The organism is Bauldia sp. (genome assembly GCF_020442045.1).
Lineage (GTDB): Bacteria > Pseudomonadota > Alphaproteobacteria > Rhizobiales > Kaistiaceae > Bauldia.
Window position 1 is genome coordinate 42413 of sequence record NZ_JAGRLA010000014.1, and the last position, 15949, is coordinate 58361.

Sequence of the window (15949 nt, forward strand, 5' to 3'; positions counted from 1 at the left end):
GATGGCGGCACCGCCATGCACATAGCCGTCACCGGCGCCACAGGGCATCTCGGAGCGAATCTTGTCCGACTCCTCCTTGCCGATGGTCATGCGGTCCGCGCACTCCACCACTCGACGGCAAGATCGGAGGCGCTGGAGGGCCTGGCCGTCGAGCGAATGGCCTGCGACGTGTGCGATCCCGCAACACTCGCCCCGGCCTTCGCCGGCATCGACGTGGTGTTCCACCTCGCCGGCCTGATCAGCATCCGTGGCGACCCGGACGGCCGCGTCATGCGGACCAATGTCGAGGGAACGCGAAATGTCGTCGCCTCGTGCCTCGACTCCGATGTCGGCAGGCTGGTTCATTTCAGTTCGATCCACGCACTGCGGACCACCCGCACCGACGGGGTGATCGATGAATCGGCGCCGCCCGCCGACGCGACCTCCTTCCGCTACGACCAGTCGAAGGCGCTCGGCGAGGGCGAGGTGCTCGCCGGCGTCGAAAAGGGACTCGATGCGGTCATCCTCAATCCGACCGGGGTCATCGGGCCATACGACTTCGTGCCGTCGCGGGCGGGCGCGATGCTGCGGGCGCTCTTCTCCGGCCGCATGCCCCTCCTCGTCGAAGGCGGCTTTGACTGGGTCGACGCACGCGATGTCTGCCGGGCCGCCTGCGATGCCATCCATCGCGGCCGGCGCGGCGAGCGCTACCTCCTGTCCGGCCACTGGGCCTCTTTTGGGGAGCTGGGCGGGCTGTGCGGGGATATTGCGAAACGACCGGTCCGGCGCCGGGTGGTGCCGGCGGGCATCGCCCGGCTGGGACTGCCCTTCAGCCTCTTGTCGGCGCGCCTGACCGGCGGCGAGCCGCTCTTCACGGCGGAAAGCCTCGCCATCGTGACGCATGGATCCCGCAACTGCTCGAACGCCAAGGCGAAGCGTCAGCTCGGCTACCGGCCCCGCGCCCTCGCCGAGACCCTCAGGGACACCCATGCCTGGTTCGCGGGTCGCCCTGCGTCGTAGCTGCCCACAGGGTCGACGCCGAGCTCGCCCTCCGGCCATGTCGCCCCTGAAATGACACCGGAATTTTGTCCGTCACAACGACACGAACCGGGTTGCCGTTGGCGCCTCGGGGTGACACTATGACGCGCATGGCTGGTTCTATTCTAGGCAGTAACTCCAAGAAACCCGATGACGACAGATTGATTGTAAGCCACGTTGGAGGAAGACGGTAATGGTTGCAGATATCGCGACATATATTGGTGACGAAAAAGACAATAACGAATCCGGCTCCTACATGACGATGTACGGATACGATGGGAACGATCAGCTTAGCTCTACCCTTACGGCTGCCGGTTTCGTGAAGATATACGGCGGCGACGACAACGATACCCTTGCCTACTACGGGATGGGTCAGGTGAAGCAGATCGGCGGAAATGGCAATGACTGGGCCGCTGGTGGCGCCTACGACGATGTCTTGAATGGCGGCAATGGTAAAGACTTCCTCCAGGGGTTTGACGGCAACGACAAGTTAAAGGGTGGAAAAGGCGGCGACTGGCTTTTCGGCGGCCTCGGTCTCGACTGGATGAAGGGTGGCAAGGGAAAGGATCACTACGGATTCAACACCACGCCGGACTCGAAGACCAACGTGGACATGATCGTCGACTTCAACGTCAAGCAGGATTACCTCCACTTTAACCACAACGTTTTCATGGCCGGCTTTGACGGCACCATGGGCGAGATCAAGAAGAAGTATTTCGCTCTCGGCAAGGGCCCGAAGGACGGGAACGATTATTTCGGCTACAACGAGAAAAACGGATATGTGTGGACCGACCAGAACGGGTCCGATCCGGGAGGGTTTGACAAGGTCGCCAAGCTGGACGCGCATCTGCACCTGACCTTCCACAACTTCATGTTTGACTGACCCGCTCTCGCCGGAACGGCGCGAATGGGCGACGCCGAAGCGCTCGATCCGCGGATCAACGCCTTCCGACCGGAGCTGGCGGATGTGCGTCTGAAGGGGCGGGTCGAGGCGCAATCCTTCGCGGAAGGAACCCTCAAGCGCGTCGCCGTCAGTCAGGCGCCATTGAAGCGCTCGCCGCTTGTGGCGGCGCCAATGGACAGCGAAGTCGTCCTTGGCGAGGTGGTCCGCGTCTTCGGCGACACCTCGGACGGCTGGTCCTTCTGCCAGTGCGCGTTCGATTCCTATGTCGGCTTCATTCCGACCCAGGTGCTTGGCGACATGGAGCCGGAGCCGACGCATCGGGTGACGGCGCCGAGGACGTTCCTGTATCCATCACCCGACCTGAAATTGCCGCCCCGTGCCACCCTGGTCGCGGGCAGCCGGATTGCCGTCGACGGTCAGGCGACAACCCGGGGAACCGTCTACCGGCTGCTGCGCGGTGGTGACGGAGCGGTGGTCGACGTCGATGTCGAGCCGCTGGAAACACCGCTCGCCTCCGATTTCGTCGCCGTCGCCGAACGTTTCATCAACACGCCCTATCTGTGGGGCGGCCGCACGAGCCGTGGCGTCGACTGCTCGGGCTTCGTCCAGCTTGTCCTGTCGCTCACCGGCCGCTCCGTCCCACGCGACACCGACCTTCAGGCCAAGACGATCGGTGATCCGGTGGCGGACGGGCTCGACGGAACTCTGGAACGCGGAGACATCGTCATCTGGCCCGGCCATGCCCTGATCATTCGGGATCGCGACACGGTTATCCATTCGAGCGGCCATCATATGCGCGTGGTCGTCGAGCCGACCGGCGAGGCCTTCCGCCGGCTGCTCAAGGTCGTCGGCCAGCCCTCCGGTGTCCGGCGGCTGGTTCCCGGCCCGGCTTCCAGCGCCGCCTAGAGCCATCGTCGCCCACGATTCTCGGAAGCTCGTCTCGCAAGCAACACGTCCGATGGCCATTCGTCGTTGCATTCCAAAATGTAATGTTATAACGTTGCATCTCCCTACAGGAGCAACTCCATGAAATCCGCCCTTGCCGCCGCCCTCCTCCTCGCCATGCCGGTCTCGGCACGGGCCGCGGACCTCCCCATCCCGATTGTCGCCGCCGAGAACTTCTACGCGGAGGTCGCTTCGGCAATTGGCGGGGATCGCGTGTCCGTCGAAAGCGTCGTCGTCAGCGCCGAGGCCGATCCGCATGATTTTGAGCCGCCGGCTTCCGTGGCCCGCTCGGTCGCCGATGCCCGCTTCGTGGTGATGAACGGCATCGAGTATGATCACTGGATGGAGCGGCTGGTCGAGGCGACCGACGCTCCGGACCGCACGGTGATCGAGGTCTCGACGCTGATCGGCGCGAAGGAAGGCGACAATCCGCACCTCTGGTACGATCCGCGCGCCGTGCCGGCGCTGGCCGATGCGCTCGCTGGGGCGCTCTCGGCCGCAGACCCGGACGGTCGCGCCGGATATCAGAGTCGCAAGAAGGCTTTCCTCGCAACGCTTCAGCCGCTGGATGAGAAGATCGGGGACATTCGCGGCCGCTACGCCGGTGCGCCGGTGACCGCGACCGAACCGGTCTTCGGCCTGATGGCGGAGGCGCTGGGGCTGGAAATGCGCAACGTCGATTTCCAGCGCGCGATCCAGAACGAGACCGAGCCCTCGGCCCGCCAGATCGCCGAAATGGAAGCCGATCTTCGCGACCACCGGGTCAAGGTGCTGTTCTACAACAACCAGGTCGTCGACCCGCTGACCGAGCGGTTGCTGGCGACCGCCGAGGAAGCGGGCGTGCCGGTCGTCGGCGTCACCGAGACCATGCCGGTTGGCGCAACCTATGCCGGGTGGATGCTCGATCAGCTCGACGCCACCGAAAGAGCGCTGTCCACGCCATCGTCTTGAGCGCCATATCCCTCGATCATGTGACGCTGTCCGTCGGCGCGGGGTCCCCTCTCCTCGCCGACGTCGGCCTTGATATCGCCGAAGGCGCCTTCGTTGGCCTGCTCGGACCGAACGGTGCCGGCAAGACGACGCTGATCCGCGCGATTCTCGGCCTCCATCCAACCGCCAGGGGCCGCATCTCCGTCCTCGGCCATCCGGTCCGCCAGGGAAATCCGGCGGTCGGCTATCTGCCGCAGACCCATACCGCCCGTCCCGATATCCGCCTGTCCGGGCGGGCCTTTCTCGCCAGCTCGCTGAACGGCCATCGCTACGGCCTGCCCATCCTGACCAGGGCGGCCCGGCGGGAGATCGACTGGGCGCTCGAGGCAGTGGACGGAACCGCGCTGGCGAAACGCCCCTTCTCCGCGATGTCGGGCGGCCAGCGCCAGCGGCTGCTGATCGCCGAGGCATTGATCGGCCGTCCGAGGCTGCTGCTCCTCGACGAACCCCTGATCAGCCTCGACCAGCACCAGCAGCATGTCATCGTCACTCTGGTCCGACGCCTTTCGAAGGAATTCGGCCTCACGGTGCTGTTCAGCGCCCATGAGCTGAACCAGCTTCTCGGCGCCATCGACCAGGTGCTGTATCTCGGCGGCGGGACCGCGGTCCTCGGCACCGTCGACGAAGTCGTCAATCCGGAGACGCTAAGCCGGCTCTACGGCACGCCGATCGACGTCATCCGCTCCAAGGGCCGGATCTTCGTCATGTCCGGTGGCGAGCATATCGAACGCGATCATCACGACCATGCTCACCTATGACTTCATGCTACGCGCCTTTGCCGCGAGCGGCATCGTCGCCGTCGTTGCCGGTGCGGTCGGCTATTTTCTCGTCCTGCGCGGACAGACCTTCGCCGGCCATGCGCTGTCCCATGTCGGCTTCGCCGGCGCGACCGGGGCCGCGCTTGTCGGCATCGGCCCGCTTTGGGGCATGCTCGCCTTCACCCTGGCGGCCGGCTCGGCCATGGGGCTGCTGGGAGAAAGGCTCAGCGGCCGCGACGTCGCGATCGGCATCGTGCTGACCCTGGCGCTCGGCTTCGGCCTGCTCTTTCTCAACCTCAACACCGCGACGACCCTTCAAGCGACCTCCATCCTCTTCGGCAACGTGCTGGCGGTCTCCGCGACCATGCTCGGCTGGCTGATCCTGCTCGGCGTCGCCGCTCTGGCGGCGCTTGGCGCGATCGGCCGGCCGCTCCTCTTCGCCAGCCTCCAGCCCGAACTAGCCGAGGCCCGTGGCGTCTCGCTCCGGCTGGTGGGAACGCTCTTCCTCGCCGTGGTGGCGCTGGCTGTCGCCCAGTCGGTCCAGATCGTCGGCGTGCTGCTCGTCTTCACCCTGCTGGTCGGACCGCCCGCCGCGGCGCAGCGCCTGACATGCCGGCTATGGCCGGGAATCGCCCTCGCCTGCGCTCTCGGGCTCGGCCAGGCATGGATCGGGATCGTCGTTGCCTATTACAGCGACTGGCCGGTCAGCTTCTGCATCACGGCCCTCAGCGCGCTGGTCTATCTCGCGGCGCTGGTTCCGCGGTGACAAAAATGAGGCCATTGGCCGCCGGTTTGGCCAAATCTTGACACGATTGACCTCCAACGAGAGTGTGTGCGGCCGCGCAGGGGCGGCCTGAGGGGATTCGTGAAAGTATGTCGACGTTCGATGCGACCGCTGGCTCCAACAACAGCAAGCTCACCGAAATCCGGAAGACACTGAAGCACCGTGGTTTCGTCGAAGACAACGGCGAGCTCGTCGTCGTCAAGAATGGCATCGAAGTCCGCCTGCAAGGCCATTTCAAGCTGGACAAGAACAACAAGGTCAAGGAAGGCAAACTGTTCGGCGTCGTCGTCAAGGAATATGGCGGCGACGAACTCTACCGAATCACCCACATGAACGTGAAGGTCGACAAGTTTCTCGACGCCGCCTACGGCAGCAGCGACAAGTGGCATAAATACATTCCGAAAATGTTCGCGGAGGAAGATGGCATCCTCGGCTCTTTCTTCGACGACAAGCTGTACGGCTTCAATAAGAAGGACAAGCTCATCGGCTATGGCGGCGACGATGAGTTGCACGGCGGCAAGGGCAACGACATCCTCAAGGGCTACACTGGCAACGACGCCTTCGTTTTCGACGAGAAGCTCAACTCGAAGCACAATGTCGATACGATCAGGGACTGGAACTACCTGAAGGGCCAGGGCGGCGGCACCGACTCGATCTGGCTCGATGACAAGATATTCACGGCTTTCAAGGGCATGGACGGCGAAGGCATCTCGAGCAAGAACTTCGTCGTTGGAAGCAAGGCCAAGACTGCCGACCAGTACCTCGTCTTCCGCGAGAACAAGCAGAAGCTCTACTACGACGCAGACGGCGCGGGCGGCGACGCCAAGGTGCTCTTCGCCAAATTCTCCGGCCACCATGACATAGGCTACGGCGACTTCCTGATCGTCTAGGAACGATGCCGGCCGCCATGGGCTGGCCGGATGGCGCCGCCTCGTCTAGACCACGCCGATGCAGTGGTCGCGTGAGCAGGATTCGGCGCTGAAGGCGGTCGCCGATTGGCTGAAGGCCGGCGAAGCGCCGGTCTTCCGCCTGTTTGGCTATGCCGGCACCGGGAAGACGACCCTTGCCCGGCATCTCGCCGACAGCGTCGACGGCCCGACCCTGTTTGCCGCCTATACCGGCAAGGCCGCGCATGTCATGCGGGGCAAGGGCTGTCGGGGCGCGGGCACCATCCACAGCCTGATCTACCGGATGCGCGGCGAGGACGAGACCGGCCCGACCTTCATCCTCAACGACGACAGCGCGGCGGCCAAGGCGTCGCTCATCGTCATAGACGAATGCTCGATGGTCGACGACGAGATCGGCCGCGACCTGCTCTCCTTCGGGGCGCCGGTGCTTGTCCTTGGCGACCCGGCCCAACTCCCGCCGGTCGCCGGCGGCGGCTATTTCACCGACGCCGAACCGGACGTGATGCTGACCGAGGTCCACCGCCAGGCCGCCGGCGATCCGATCGTCCGGCTTTCGATGATCGTCCGCGAAGGCGGCCGGCTCGACTATGGCGTCTATGGCGAAAGCGCCGTGATCTCACGGGACGACATCGACCCGGAAGCGGTCACCGGCGCCGATCAGGTCCTGGTCGGCCGCAACGTCACCCGTCGCAACTACAATAGCCGCATCCGCGAACTGCTCGGGCGCGCGACGCCCCATCCCGTCGCCGACGATATCCTCGTCTGCCTCCGCAACGACCGCAAACGCGGGTTGCTCAATGGCAGCCTGTGGCGCGTCGACAAGGTGCGGGCACCGCGCAAGGGCCTGCTCCGCTACGCCCTGGCGCCGGAGGATGGCGCGATCGGTCGGGCCAACACGGTGGTGGCGATCAACCCGGCCTATTTCGACGGCACGGCGGAGGCGCTGGCCCCCCCGGCGCGGCGGCGCTCCGACGCCTTCGACTACGGCTATGTGCTCACCGTCCACAAGGCCCAGGGATCGCAATGGGACGATGTGATCCTCTTCGACGAAAGCTTCGCCTTCCGCGAGAATGCAGCACGGTGGCTCTACACCGGCATCACCAGGGCTGCCAGGCGCATCCGCGTCGTGCGCTAGCCTGGCCCGTCGCGGCAGGTGCCGTCGCGCACCGACGGAACCGCCGGCGGGCTTTCTGGAATGAAATGTCCGATGTCGTCCCGCATGTCATACAGCGCGCCGGCGACCCTGCGGGACCTCCCGAAGCCGCTTGCGGCTGTCACCACCCGATCGAGCAACGCCGCATCAACCGCGCCGAACCGGCGCGCGAGGTGGCCGACCGCATGGATCGCGGCGGCCATCAGGTCCTCCCCATCGCGCGTATGAGATCGGTGGACCGCGGCCGCCACGGCGGTGTCGATCGCACCAGCGACCTCCGATGGATCCGCAGCATCCAGAGCGATTCCAGTCAGTCCGGCTGCATCCATGCGGCGGTCATTCGTCCCTTCGGGGCGACTCTCCCGGCGAAGGTGTCGGTCGCGCCAGGGCGAGGCGCGCCCCGCGCGCCGTTGCGGATGCCCGCGGCTTCGCCGATCAGATCGTCGAGTTGCTGGGAAGCGACACGGCAACCGGCTCGGCACCCGGCGTCGATGGCACCGCCGGGTCGATCGGAATCACCGTTGGGGCACCGGCGACCGCGGGCGCCGGAGCGGCACCGCCCGGTCCCTGCAGCACCACGACCTTGGTGCCGAGTTGAACCCGATCATACAGATCGATCACATCCTGGTTCCACATCCGGATGCAGCCGCTCGAGACGGCCTTGCCGATCGACAGCGGCTCGTTGGTCGCGTGAATGCGGTAAAGCGTATCACGGCATTGCGGCGTACGGATATTGCCGTTCTTGCAATTGCCTTCGTAGAGATACATGGCACGCGACCCCAGCGGGTTCTGCGGGCCGCCATCCATGCCGTCGGGATATTTGGCGGCGTGCTCGTCGCGCGCCTGCATCTCGACCGGCGGGAACCACTTCGGCCAGTGCTGCTTATCCTCGATCTGGGCCTCGCCGGCCCAGGCGAAGCCCTGCTTGCCGACCCCGATCCCGTAGCGGAGCGACTGCCCCCCATCCTGGACCAGATAGAGAAACTTCTCGTAGGGATCGACGACGATCGTTCCCGGCCCTGCCGTGATCTTCGCGGGCGTCGGCACCGTCTGGCGGAAGAGCTTGGAATCGACCCGGTTGATGGGGATCGCGGGAACGGGAAAAGGCTCGCCCTGAACCGGTGCATACATGGCGACGACAAGGGGATCGATCGGCTGGCCGTCCTTGGTCGTGGTCATGGACGAACAGCCGCCGAGCGCGACGATCGCGCAGAGCGCCGCGGCACGTAAAAGAGAACGGCGCTCGCGCCAACTGGTCACTCTCGACGTCACGTCTTGTGCTGCTCCCCCAGCCGCATTGCGGCAAGATACTGTAACAGAAAAAGAAATTGCGATTCCCCTGAATTCGCAGGCCGCATAACACACTGCAAAAATGGCAAACCTCGGGCCGCCAAGGAAGTGATCCTTGTCACAAAAGGTTTCACAATCCGTTCAGCGGCTTGGCGGTGCCGATATGGCACAACCCGGCAAACGGCTATTCGACCGTCAGGTAGCTTGGTGGACCGACCACCCGGACGGGCCGGTCGCCCTGATTTCCGGCTTTCTGCGCGGCAGCCGCGTGTGGCCTGGCGGGCGGCTTCATCGAGAACGGCGCGACGTGGCCGTCGGGGGAAGCGCCGGCGGTCTCCGTCGCCGGCGGATCAGCCGGAGGCGCTTCCGGCGGCGGCGGTCTTTCCGGTGGCGGCGCTGGCGCGATCGTCAGGACACCACCATGCATTTCCGCGATCAGCGGCGGCGCTGGCGGAGCGACCGGTGCGGGAACCGGTGTCGCGGCATATGCATCGACCGGCGACGCCCCGCAGCTGCAGGCCCGTATATATTTGCTCCGGTAGAGGAAGGCGGTCGGCAGGGCCGTGTAGGGCTCACCGGCAAGCGACATCATCTGCGACGTGGTCTCTCCCGGGTTCCGGTACACGTAGAGCGACACGTCGGTGCTCGGGCATTGCGCGTGGCACGCCGCCTCGTCGCGGCCGAATTCGGCGGCGGTAGCCTGGAAGCTGATCGGGAAATAATAGCCGTCGCAGGTCCGCACGCAGACGGTCCGGTAGGTGCCGCCGTCGAAGCCGCTATCGTATCCCCCGCCATAGAAACGCACACCGTCATAGGATCCCCGCCGGCCGAAGAGTGACGCGAGGAGCCCGGTCCGGCGGCGTCCGCCGCGCTCGAAGGAGGCATAGTCGCCGCATTGCTTCGCGACCAGCTCGCCAACCACCTGCGACCGCTCGCGGTCGACGCTGTAGGGATCGTCGGCGATCGAGTGGCTGCGCCCCTGCTCCTGGAGGAGCTCCGCCTGGATTCTCTCGATGCGGCTGGTCAGCGCCGGACAGTTGCTGCCCGCCCCCCTCGGCCGGAAGATCGTCCGTCCGTAACAGCCGGCCCGCCGCGCCTGGCGCATCGCAGTGTCGAGTTCCGCCTGCTTGCGATCGATCGCCGTCTCGGTGTTGCGGAAGTCGTTGTCCCAGTAATCGTCACTCACCCGGTCAAGTGCCGCGAGGCGTGCCTCGAGCGCGGCGCAGGCACCCGTTTCGGCCGAACCTTCGGCCGACTGCGTCAGGGTCGCGACGACCGCCAGGGCGAGTATCCGCCAATATCGCATCCGCAAGGTCCTCGCACCGACCGGACAACCCGGCCCTTTACCGTGTTTGGGACCCCTCCCCGGCCCGTTCTTCCCGGCGCATGACGCACCGGCGCGGGCCTGGCGAACAAATCACCTGAAGTATGAATCCGGCGACTCGGCGGGTCAACGACGAAGACGCGTGGTGGCCATCGGCCCGACCACGGTGTTTCGACATGGTATCGATCGGCAATCGCCGGCCCGGAGGGCGGGTGGTCCGCCAAGGCGCGGCCAGACCGGACGACCTCAGCCGCGATCGCGGAACTTGTTGACGATCGGATAGCGCCGGTCGCGACCGAAATTCTTGCGGGTGATCTTGACGCCGGGCGCCGCCTGACGGCGCTTGTATTCGGCGATGTAGAGCAGCCGCTCGACCCGCCTTACGGTATCGATATCGTGGCCGCGCGCCACGACCTCCGATATCCGCATCTCGTCCTCGACGAGGCATTCGAGGATATCGTCGAGAATATCATATGGCGGCAGCGAATCCTGGTCGGTCTGGTCGGGCCGCAGTTCCGCCGACGGCGGACGGATGATGATGTTTGCCGGGATGACGACGCCTCCCGGTCCCAGCGCCCCCTCCGGCTCGTGCCGGTTGCGCCATTCCGCCAGCTTGTAGACCTCGGTCTTGTAGAGATCCTTGATCGGGTTGAAGCCGCCGTTCATGTCGCCATAGAGCGTCGCGTAGCCGACCGAGTTCTCGGATTTGTTGCCGGTTGTCAGCACCATCGAGCCGAACTTGTTGGAGATCGCCATCAGAATGGTGCCGCGGGCGCGCGACTGGAGATTCTCTTCCGTGGTATCCGGCGCCCGATCGCCGAACATCGGTTTGAGCGCCGCCTCGAAGCCTTCGACCGGACCGACAATCGGCACCTGGTCATAGCGAACGGCGAGATTCTCGGCGAGCGCCGCCGCGTCGCTCAGGCTTTCGTTCGATGTGTAGTGGTAAGGCAGCATCACGCAGTGGACCCGTTCGGGCCCGAGCGCATCGACCGCCATCACGGCACAGACGGCGGAATCGATCCCGCCGGACAGGCCGAGGACGATGCCGGGAAAGCCGGTCTTGTCGACGTAGTCGCGCAGTCCCAGCACGCAGGCCCGCCAGTTGGCCTCATCGAGGTCGGGCAGCGCGGCGAAGGCACCATCTGCGCAGCGCCACCCGCCGACGCGGTCGCGCGTCCAGGTCACCGTCTCGGTCGCCTCGACGAATTGCGGCATCTGGAAGGCCAGCGTCCGATCGCCATGGAGGCCGAAGGAGCCGCCGTCGAAGACCAGCTCGTCCTGGCCGCCACACTGGTTGATATAGATCAGCGGCAGGCCGGTCTCGACAACACGGGCGATGGCGACCTGCTGCCGGGCGTCCGCCTTGCCCTGCCAGTAGGGCGACCCATTCGGCACCACGAGGAGTTCCGCACCGGTTTCGAGCAGGCATTCGCAGACCTGATCGAACCAGATGTCCTCGCAGACAGGCAGGCCGAGCCTGACACCTCGGAAATCGACCGGCCCCGGCAGCGGCCCGGGCTCAAAGACCCTCAGTTCGTCGAACACACCGTAATTCGGCAGCTCGACCTTGTAGCGCATCGCCTGGACACTGCCGCCGTCGAGCAGGGCGACTGCGTTGTAGACCTTGCCGGCTTCGGGCCATGGCGTGCCGATGACCACGCCGGGGCCGCCATCCGCCGTGTCGGCGGCGAGGTCCTCGACCGCCTTGCGGCAGGCATCCTGGAATGCCGGCTTGAGGACCAGGTCTTCCGGCGGGTAGCCGGCGACGAAGAGCTCGGAAAATGCCACGAGATCAGCGCCCGCCGCGGCGGCGGCCTGCCGCGCGGCCCGCGCCTTGGCAAGGTTTCCATCGATATCGCCAACCACGGAGTCGAGCTGGGCGACGGTGATGCGGATGGTATCGGTCAGGTTTGCTGCCATATCGCCGGTTTAGCGCGACCGCCCATGGCGGGCAATCGTCATCCGCCGGCGCCGAGGTATTCGCCGAAGAAAGCGAAGGTCCGCCTATGCGCCGATTCGGCTGAAGGTGTGCGCCAGGCGGCATTTCCGGCCCGGTTGAAAGCCGGCCGGCGCTGCGTCCGTCCTCGTCCCGACTTCGCTCGCCTCGCCCGCATGCGGTGCCGCCCTCCATTGCCGCGGCACCAATATTTGCGCCGCGGCAACGGGAGCGAGACCCGGTCAGGCGACCGGTCTCAGGCCCGTATCTCCTGTCGCTGGAAGACGACATAAGCGATCGTGAAGACGACGATCATGGCGGCGATCAGGCCGGCGAATTGGGGCCAGACGAGAAGCGCGCTTTGTGAGAAAGGCAGCGGCGCGCCCATAACCGCCCCCTGTAGCTGACCGAAGAAGATCAGGCCCAGAGCGCGGGTGGCCGGATGGAGCAGCCCCAGGGTCATTTCGCCGAACAGCGTGAATGGCGAGGCCCTGGCAATGCCCTGCTGGAGTTCGGCATTGGTCACCACCGACATGGGATCGAACTGGTCGACCGGGGCAGCAGCGCTGGCGATCAACGGCGCGAGCATCGACCAGAAGACCGTGAACAGGAGCCAGAGGGACAGCGCTGCGAGCGCCGAGGTCGCCGGCGACCGGAACACCGTCGAGAAAAGCAGCGCGACCGCGAGCCACACCCCGCTATAGGCGATGCAGCAGAGCAGGAATCCGATGCCGCGCAGCACCTCCTCGCCGCTTGGCGGCAGGCCAAGCGTCAGAATGCCGAGACCGGTGACCAGCAGCCACAGCGTGACAAGGCAGATGGTCAGGACGATCAGACCGCCGAGGAATTTCCCGGCAAGAAGCCCGTCCCGATAAATCGGCTGGGCGAGAATCCGGCTCATCGTGCGCCGGGAATACTCGCCGTTGATCGCATCGAAGGCGAGCGCGATGGCCAGTAGAGGCAACAGGAAGCCCAGGAAGGACACGAAGGACGGCAGCGGATCGCGCGCCGTGGTGAAGAGCCGGAGGAACAGGAACGGATCCTGCCCCACCGTATTCTTGATCTGGCCGATGGCGCCGTAGATGGCGCCGATCGCGGTGAGCAACACGAGCAGCATCGCCAGATGCATCCGCGCGCTCGTCATGTGGTCGGCGGCTTCCTTCAGGGCGACCGTCGACAGGCCCGTGAATGGTGATCCCTCACGCCGCATCGGACATCTCCTCCTGTTCGAAGTAGCGGCTGTAGATCTCGTCGAGGCTGGTCCGGGTGAGCGTCATGTTGCGCAACCCGCCACCGGCTTCGACCACCCGCCGCGCGATCTCTTTCCTGAGGTCGCGATCGGCGTCGACGCGGCTTCGGCCATCTTCCGACCGGGCGACGCCGGCGATGCCGTCCATTCCCTCCAGGACGCCGGCGAGATCGACGCCCTCGGTCTCGATCTCGACGACGTAGGCGCCGCCGAGAACGTCCCGGGCGAGTTCGTCCACCGGCCCGACCAGCCCCACCCGTCCCTTGCGGAACAGCGCGACGCGGTCGCAGATCGATTGCACCAGGCCAAGCAGATGCGACGACAGGAGCACCGTCATCCCTTCCGCCTTGAGGTTGAGGATAAGGGCAAGCAGTTCGCTGGTACCCTGCGGATCGAGGCCATTGGTCGGCTCGTCGAGGATCGCCACCCGCGCCTCCTTGACCAGCAGCTCGGCCACCCCCAATCGCTGGCGCATGCCATGGGAGAAGGTCGATACGCGGCGATCCGCCACCTCGGCGAGTCCAACGACCGAGAGGGCCCGGTCGATCCGCTGGGCGGCATCCCCGGAAGCAAGGCCGAGGAGCCGCGCCGAATAGACAAGGTTCTCGCGGGCCGAGAGGGTGTCATAGAAGCCAACCTGATCGGGCAGGTAGCCGACGCGACGCTTCACCTCCAACGGCTGGCGCAGCGGGTCGAATCCGAGCACCCGGACGCTACCGCCGGTCGGCTCGGTGAGGCCGAGCAACATGAGGATCGTCGTCGTCTTGCCCGACCCGTTCGGACCGAGAAGGCCGAAGACCTCGCCGGCCCCGATCGTCAGATCGAGGCCGTCGACCGCGAGCGCCCGGCCGTATCGCTTGGTCAGGCCGCTCGCTTCGATGACCGGGGCGCTCATCGCCGGCCGTACCGGGTTACCGCCACGGCGAGGACGATGACGGCGGCGCCGATGACCCCGAGGCCGGCCACGCCCCACAGGGTCGAGGTCAGGACCGTGATCCGGAAGGCTGCATTGTCCGAGGCGCCGTCGCCGTTGGCGCGGACGGTGACGACGTAGTCTCCGGCAATCGCCTTGTCGGAGGGCGTCATGGTCGCGGCCACGTCAACCTTCTGGTCCGGCTGGATGACGTCGATCATCGCCGGCGCGAAGTCGACCTTCCATCCGCTGGGCGCGTTCGCCGACATCTTGACGCCCTGGGCCGGCGCGGTTCCGGTGTTGCCGATCGCGAAGGTGAAGGTCTTTTCCTTGCCCGCGGTCGCTTCGCCGGAAAGCCGCCCGTCAGGGCCGGCAAGAGCCAGCTTCGCCTGTCCGGTGATGTCGAGAACGAGTTGCGTCTGGGCCGACGACTCGGGACTGACGACCTGCATCATCACCGGATACTGGCCCGCGGCGGCATCGTTCGCAGGCGTCACGCTGACCTTGAGGTCCTTGGACTCCCCCGCCTTGACCGGCAGGCTGGTCAGCTCCTGCGAACCATATTGCTCCTTGAACACCACCTGAAAGCCGGGAGGGGATTGCGCCAGCAGGTTGAACAGCTGCTCCTCGGCGCCTTCATTCCTGACCGTCACCTGATAGTCGAATGTCGATTTCGGGGTACCGCGCAGCGCCGGCAGCTTCGGCTCGATCGTTACGCTTGCGGGCTCCGCCGCCGTCAGCGAAAGCGAGACCGGCAGTTCGAGGACCCTGCCTTCCGACTTGCCAATGATCATGAAACCGTAGGTCTTTGCCTCGGCGCCCTTCGGAGGCGTGAGATCAAGGCCAAGTTTGACGCTGCTGTCGGAGTCGACGATTGCCGCCCCGACAGGCCGGTTATCGCCGGTGAATTTCCACTCCCATCCATCGGGAAGCCCCTTCACCGACAACGCCACGCGCACCGGTGGCAGCTGCTTGTTCTCGAGGGCAAGCGACAGCTTTACGTCCTTACCCATCGGTTCGGAGAGAACCGGATAGTCCGTGGTCAGCCACAAGCCGACGATCCGGGTCTCGTGAGGTGGGATTGGGGTCGGTTCCTGAGCGCAGGCGACATCGGCCAGCGCCAGGGCCCCCAACAGCGAGCAGGCCGCGACAATACCGCAGGCAGATCGCATGATCTTCCTCCTGATCCTATTAGCAATGAAAATGCGTTTGGCGTGCCAGTGCCCCAGGCCGATGGGTTACGGCTTTAGCAGGTCGCTGACGGCAATCGAGTCTGGCCTCGATTTGGGCGGAAATCTGGCGAAGTGAAACCGCGCCAGATTAAACCTTGGTAAGATTTCGCCTGGCCGTTTGGCCGGCGGACAAGATCAGGCCCCCGCGGCGACCTGCTGCGGCGCGGACTGGCCGCGCCTGTCGCGCTTCAGCAGTTCGGCGACCAGGAAGGCGAGTTCCAGCGACTGGTCGGCATTGAGGCGCGGGTCGCAATGGGTGTGGTAGCGGTCCTTGAGATCGGCATCCGAGATCGCCCGCGCGCCGCCGGTGCATTCGGTGACATTCTTGCCGGTCATCTCGATATGAATGCCGCCGGGATGGGTGCCTTCGGCGCGATGAACCGCGAAGAAGTTCTCGACCTCACGCAACACCCTCTCGAACGGCCGGGTCTTGTAGCCGCTCTCCGACTTGACGGTGTTGCCGTGCATCGGGTCGCAGGACCAGACCACGGTCCTGCCCTCGCGTTCGACGGCCCTGACCAGCGCCGGCAGCTTGCCTTCGAC

16 protein-coding genes are annotated in these 15949 nt (G+C 65.5%); 8 read left to right on the forward strand and 8 right to left on the reverse strand.

All coding sequences use genetic code 11. From position 1 onward, the window contains the following. Positions 1 to 15 precede the first annotated feature (15 nt). From KDJ86_RS01685 to KDJ86_RS01720, 8 genes are all read left to right on the forward strand, one after another. Positions 16 to 999 (forward strand): NAD-dependent epimerase/dehydratase family protein, encoded by a 984-nt coding sequence (locus KDJ86_RS01685; RefSeq protein WP_291742063.1) that lies wholly within the window; start codon positions 16 to 18, stop codon positions 997 to 999. Positions 1000 to 1210: 211 nt separating this feature from the next. Beyond that, positions 1211 to 1900, forward strand: a complete 690-nt coding sequence (locus KDJ86_RS01690) for a calcium-binding protein (RefSeq protein WP_291742064.1) — start codon at positions 1211 to 1213, stop codon at positions 1898 to 1900. A 24-nt stretch (positions 1901 to 1924) separates the two neighbouring features. Next, positions 1925 to 2827, forward strand: coding sequence for a C40 family peptidase (locus KDJ86_RS01695; protein ID WP_291742066.1), 903 nt, complete (start codon positions 1925 to 1927; stop codon positions 2825 to 2827). Positions 2828 to 2947: 120 nt separating this feature from the next. After that, the gene (locus tag KDJ86_RS01700; protein ID WP_291742067.1) at positions 2948 to 3817 is read left to right on the forward strand and encodes a metal ABC transporter solute-binding protein, Zn/Mn family; all 870 of its coding nucleotides are present in this window, start codon (positions 2948 to 2950) and stop codon (positions 3815 to 3817) included. After that, a complete protein-coding gene (locus KDJ86_RS01705) occupies positions 3814 to 4614 on the forward strand; it encodes a metal ABC transporter ATP-binding protein (protein ID WP_291742068.1) in 801 nt (266 codons plus the stop codon). Before KDJ86_RS01700 ends, KDJ86_RS01705 begins: the two co-directional genes overlap by 4 nt. Beyond that, positions 4568 to 5380 carry a metal ABC transporter permease gene (locus KDJ86_RS01710; RefSeq protein ID WP_291742070.1) on the forward strand — a complete coding sequence of 271 codons (813 nt, stop codon included), beginning with the start codon at positions 4568 to 4570 and terminating at the stop codon, positions 5378 to 5380. Before KDJ86_RS01705 ends, KDJ86_RS01710 begins: the two co-directional genes overlap by 47 nt. Before the next feature lie 107 nt (positions 5381 to 5487). Next, positions 5488 to 6288, forward strand: coding sequence for a calcium-binding protein (locus tag KDJ86_RS01715; protein WP_291742072.1), 801 nt, complete (start codon positions 5488 to 5490; stop codon positions 6286 to 6288). Positions 6289 to 6346: 58 nt separating this feature from the next. Continuing rightward, on the forward strand, positions 6347 to 7441 hold the full coding sequence (locus KDJ86_RS01720; protein WP_291742074.1) for an ATP-dependent DNA helicase: 1095 nt from the start codon (positions 6347 to 6349) through the stop codon (positions 7439 to 7441). Here the strand turns inward: KDJ86_RS01720 and KDJ86_RS01725 are convergent. The 8 genes from KDJ86_RS01725 to KDJ86_RS01760 form a co-directional block, all read right to left on the reverse strand. Beyond that, positions 7438 to 7662 (reverse strand): hypothetical protein, encoded by a 225-nt coding sequence (locus tag KDJ86_RS01725; protein WP_291742077.1) that lies wholly within the window; start codon positions 7660 to 7662, stop codon positions 7438 to 7440. The two genes, KDJ86_RS01720 and KDJ86_RS01725, sit on opposite strands and share 4 nt — an antisense overlap. 232 nt (positions 7663 to 7894) lie before the next feature. Continuing rightward, on the reverse strand, positions 7895 to 8638 hold the full coding sequence (locus tag KDJ86_RS01730; protein ID WP_367116732.1) for a L,D-transpeptidase: 744 nt from the start codon (positions 8636 to 8638) through the stop codon (positions 7895 to 7897). A 295-nt stretch (positions 8639 to 8933) separates the two neighbouring features. Next, entirely contained in the window at positions 8934 to 10055 is a 1122-nt protein-coding gene (locus tag KDJ86_RS01735; RefSeq protein ID WP_291742079.1) for a DUF2865 domain-containing protein, read from the reverse strand. Positions 10056 to 10319: 264 nt separating this feature from the next. Further along, positions 10320 to 11996: an NAD+ synthase gene (locus tag KDJ86_RS01740; RefSeq protein WP_291742081.1), complete on the reverse strand. Its 1677-nt coding sequence runs from the start codon at positions 11994 to 11996 to the stop codon at positions 10320 to 10322. A 272-nt stretch (positions 11997 to 12268) separates the two neighbouring features. Continuing rightward, entirely contained in the window at positions 12269 to 13222 is a 954-nt protein-coding gene (locus KDJ86_RS01745) for an ABC transporter permease (protein ID WP_291742083.1), read from the reverse strand. Next, positions 13212 to 14156 carry an ABC transporter ATP-binding protein gene (locus tag KDJ86_RS01750; RefSeq protein WP_291742084.1) on the reverse strand — a complete coding sequence of 315 codons (945 nt, stop codon included), beginning with the start codon at positions 14154 to 14156 and terminating at the stop codon, positions 13212 to 13214. Before KDJ86_RS01750 ends, KDJ86_RS01745 begins: the two co-directional genes overlap by 11 nt. Beyond that, positions 14153 to 15346 carry a COG1470 family protein gene (locus KDJ86_RS01755; protein WP_291742087.1) on the reverse strand — a complete coding sequence of 398 codons (1194 nt, stop codon included), beginning with the start codon at positions 15344 to 15346 and terminating at the stop codon, positions 14153 to 14155. Before KDJ86_RS01755 ends, KDJ86_RS01750 begins: the two co-directional genes overlap by 4 nt. Before the next feature lie 195 nt (positions 15347 to 15541). Next, positions 15542 to 15949, reverse strand: a 408-nt coding sequence (locus KDJ86_RS01760) for a 3-deoxy-7-phosphoheptulonate synthase (protein WP_291742089.1), incomplete at its 5' end; no start/stop codon positions are given.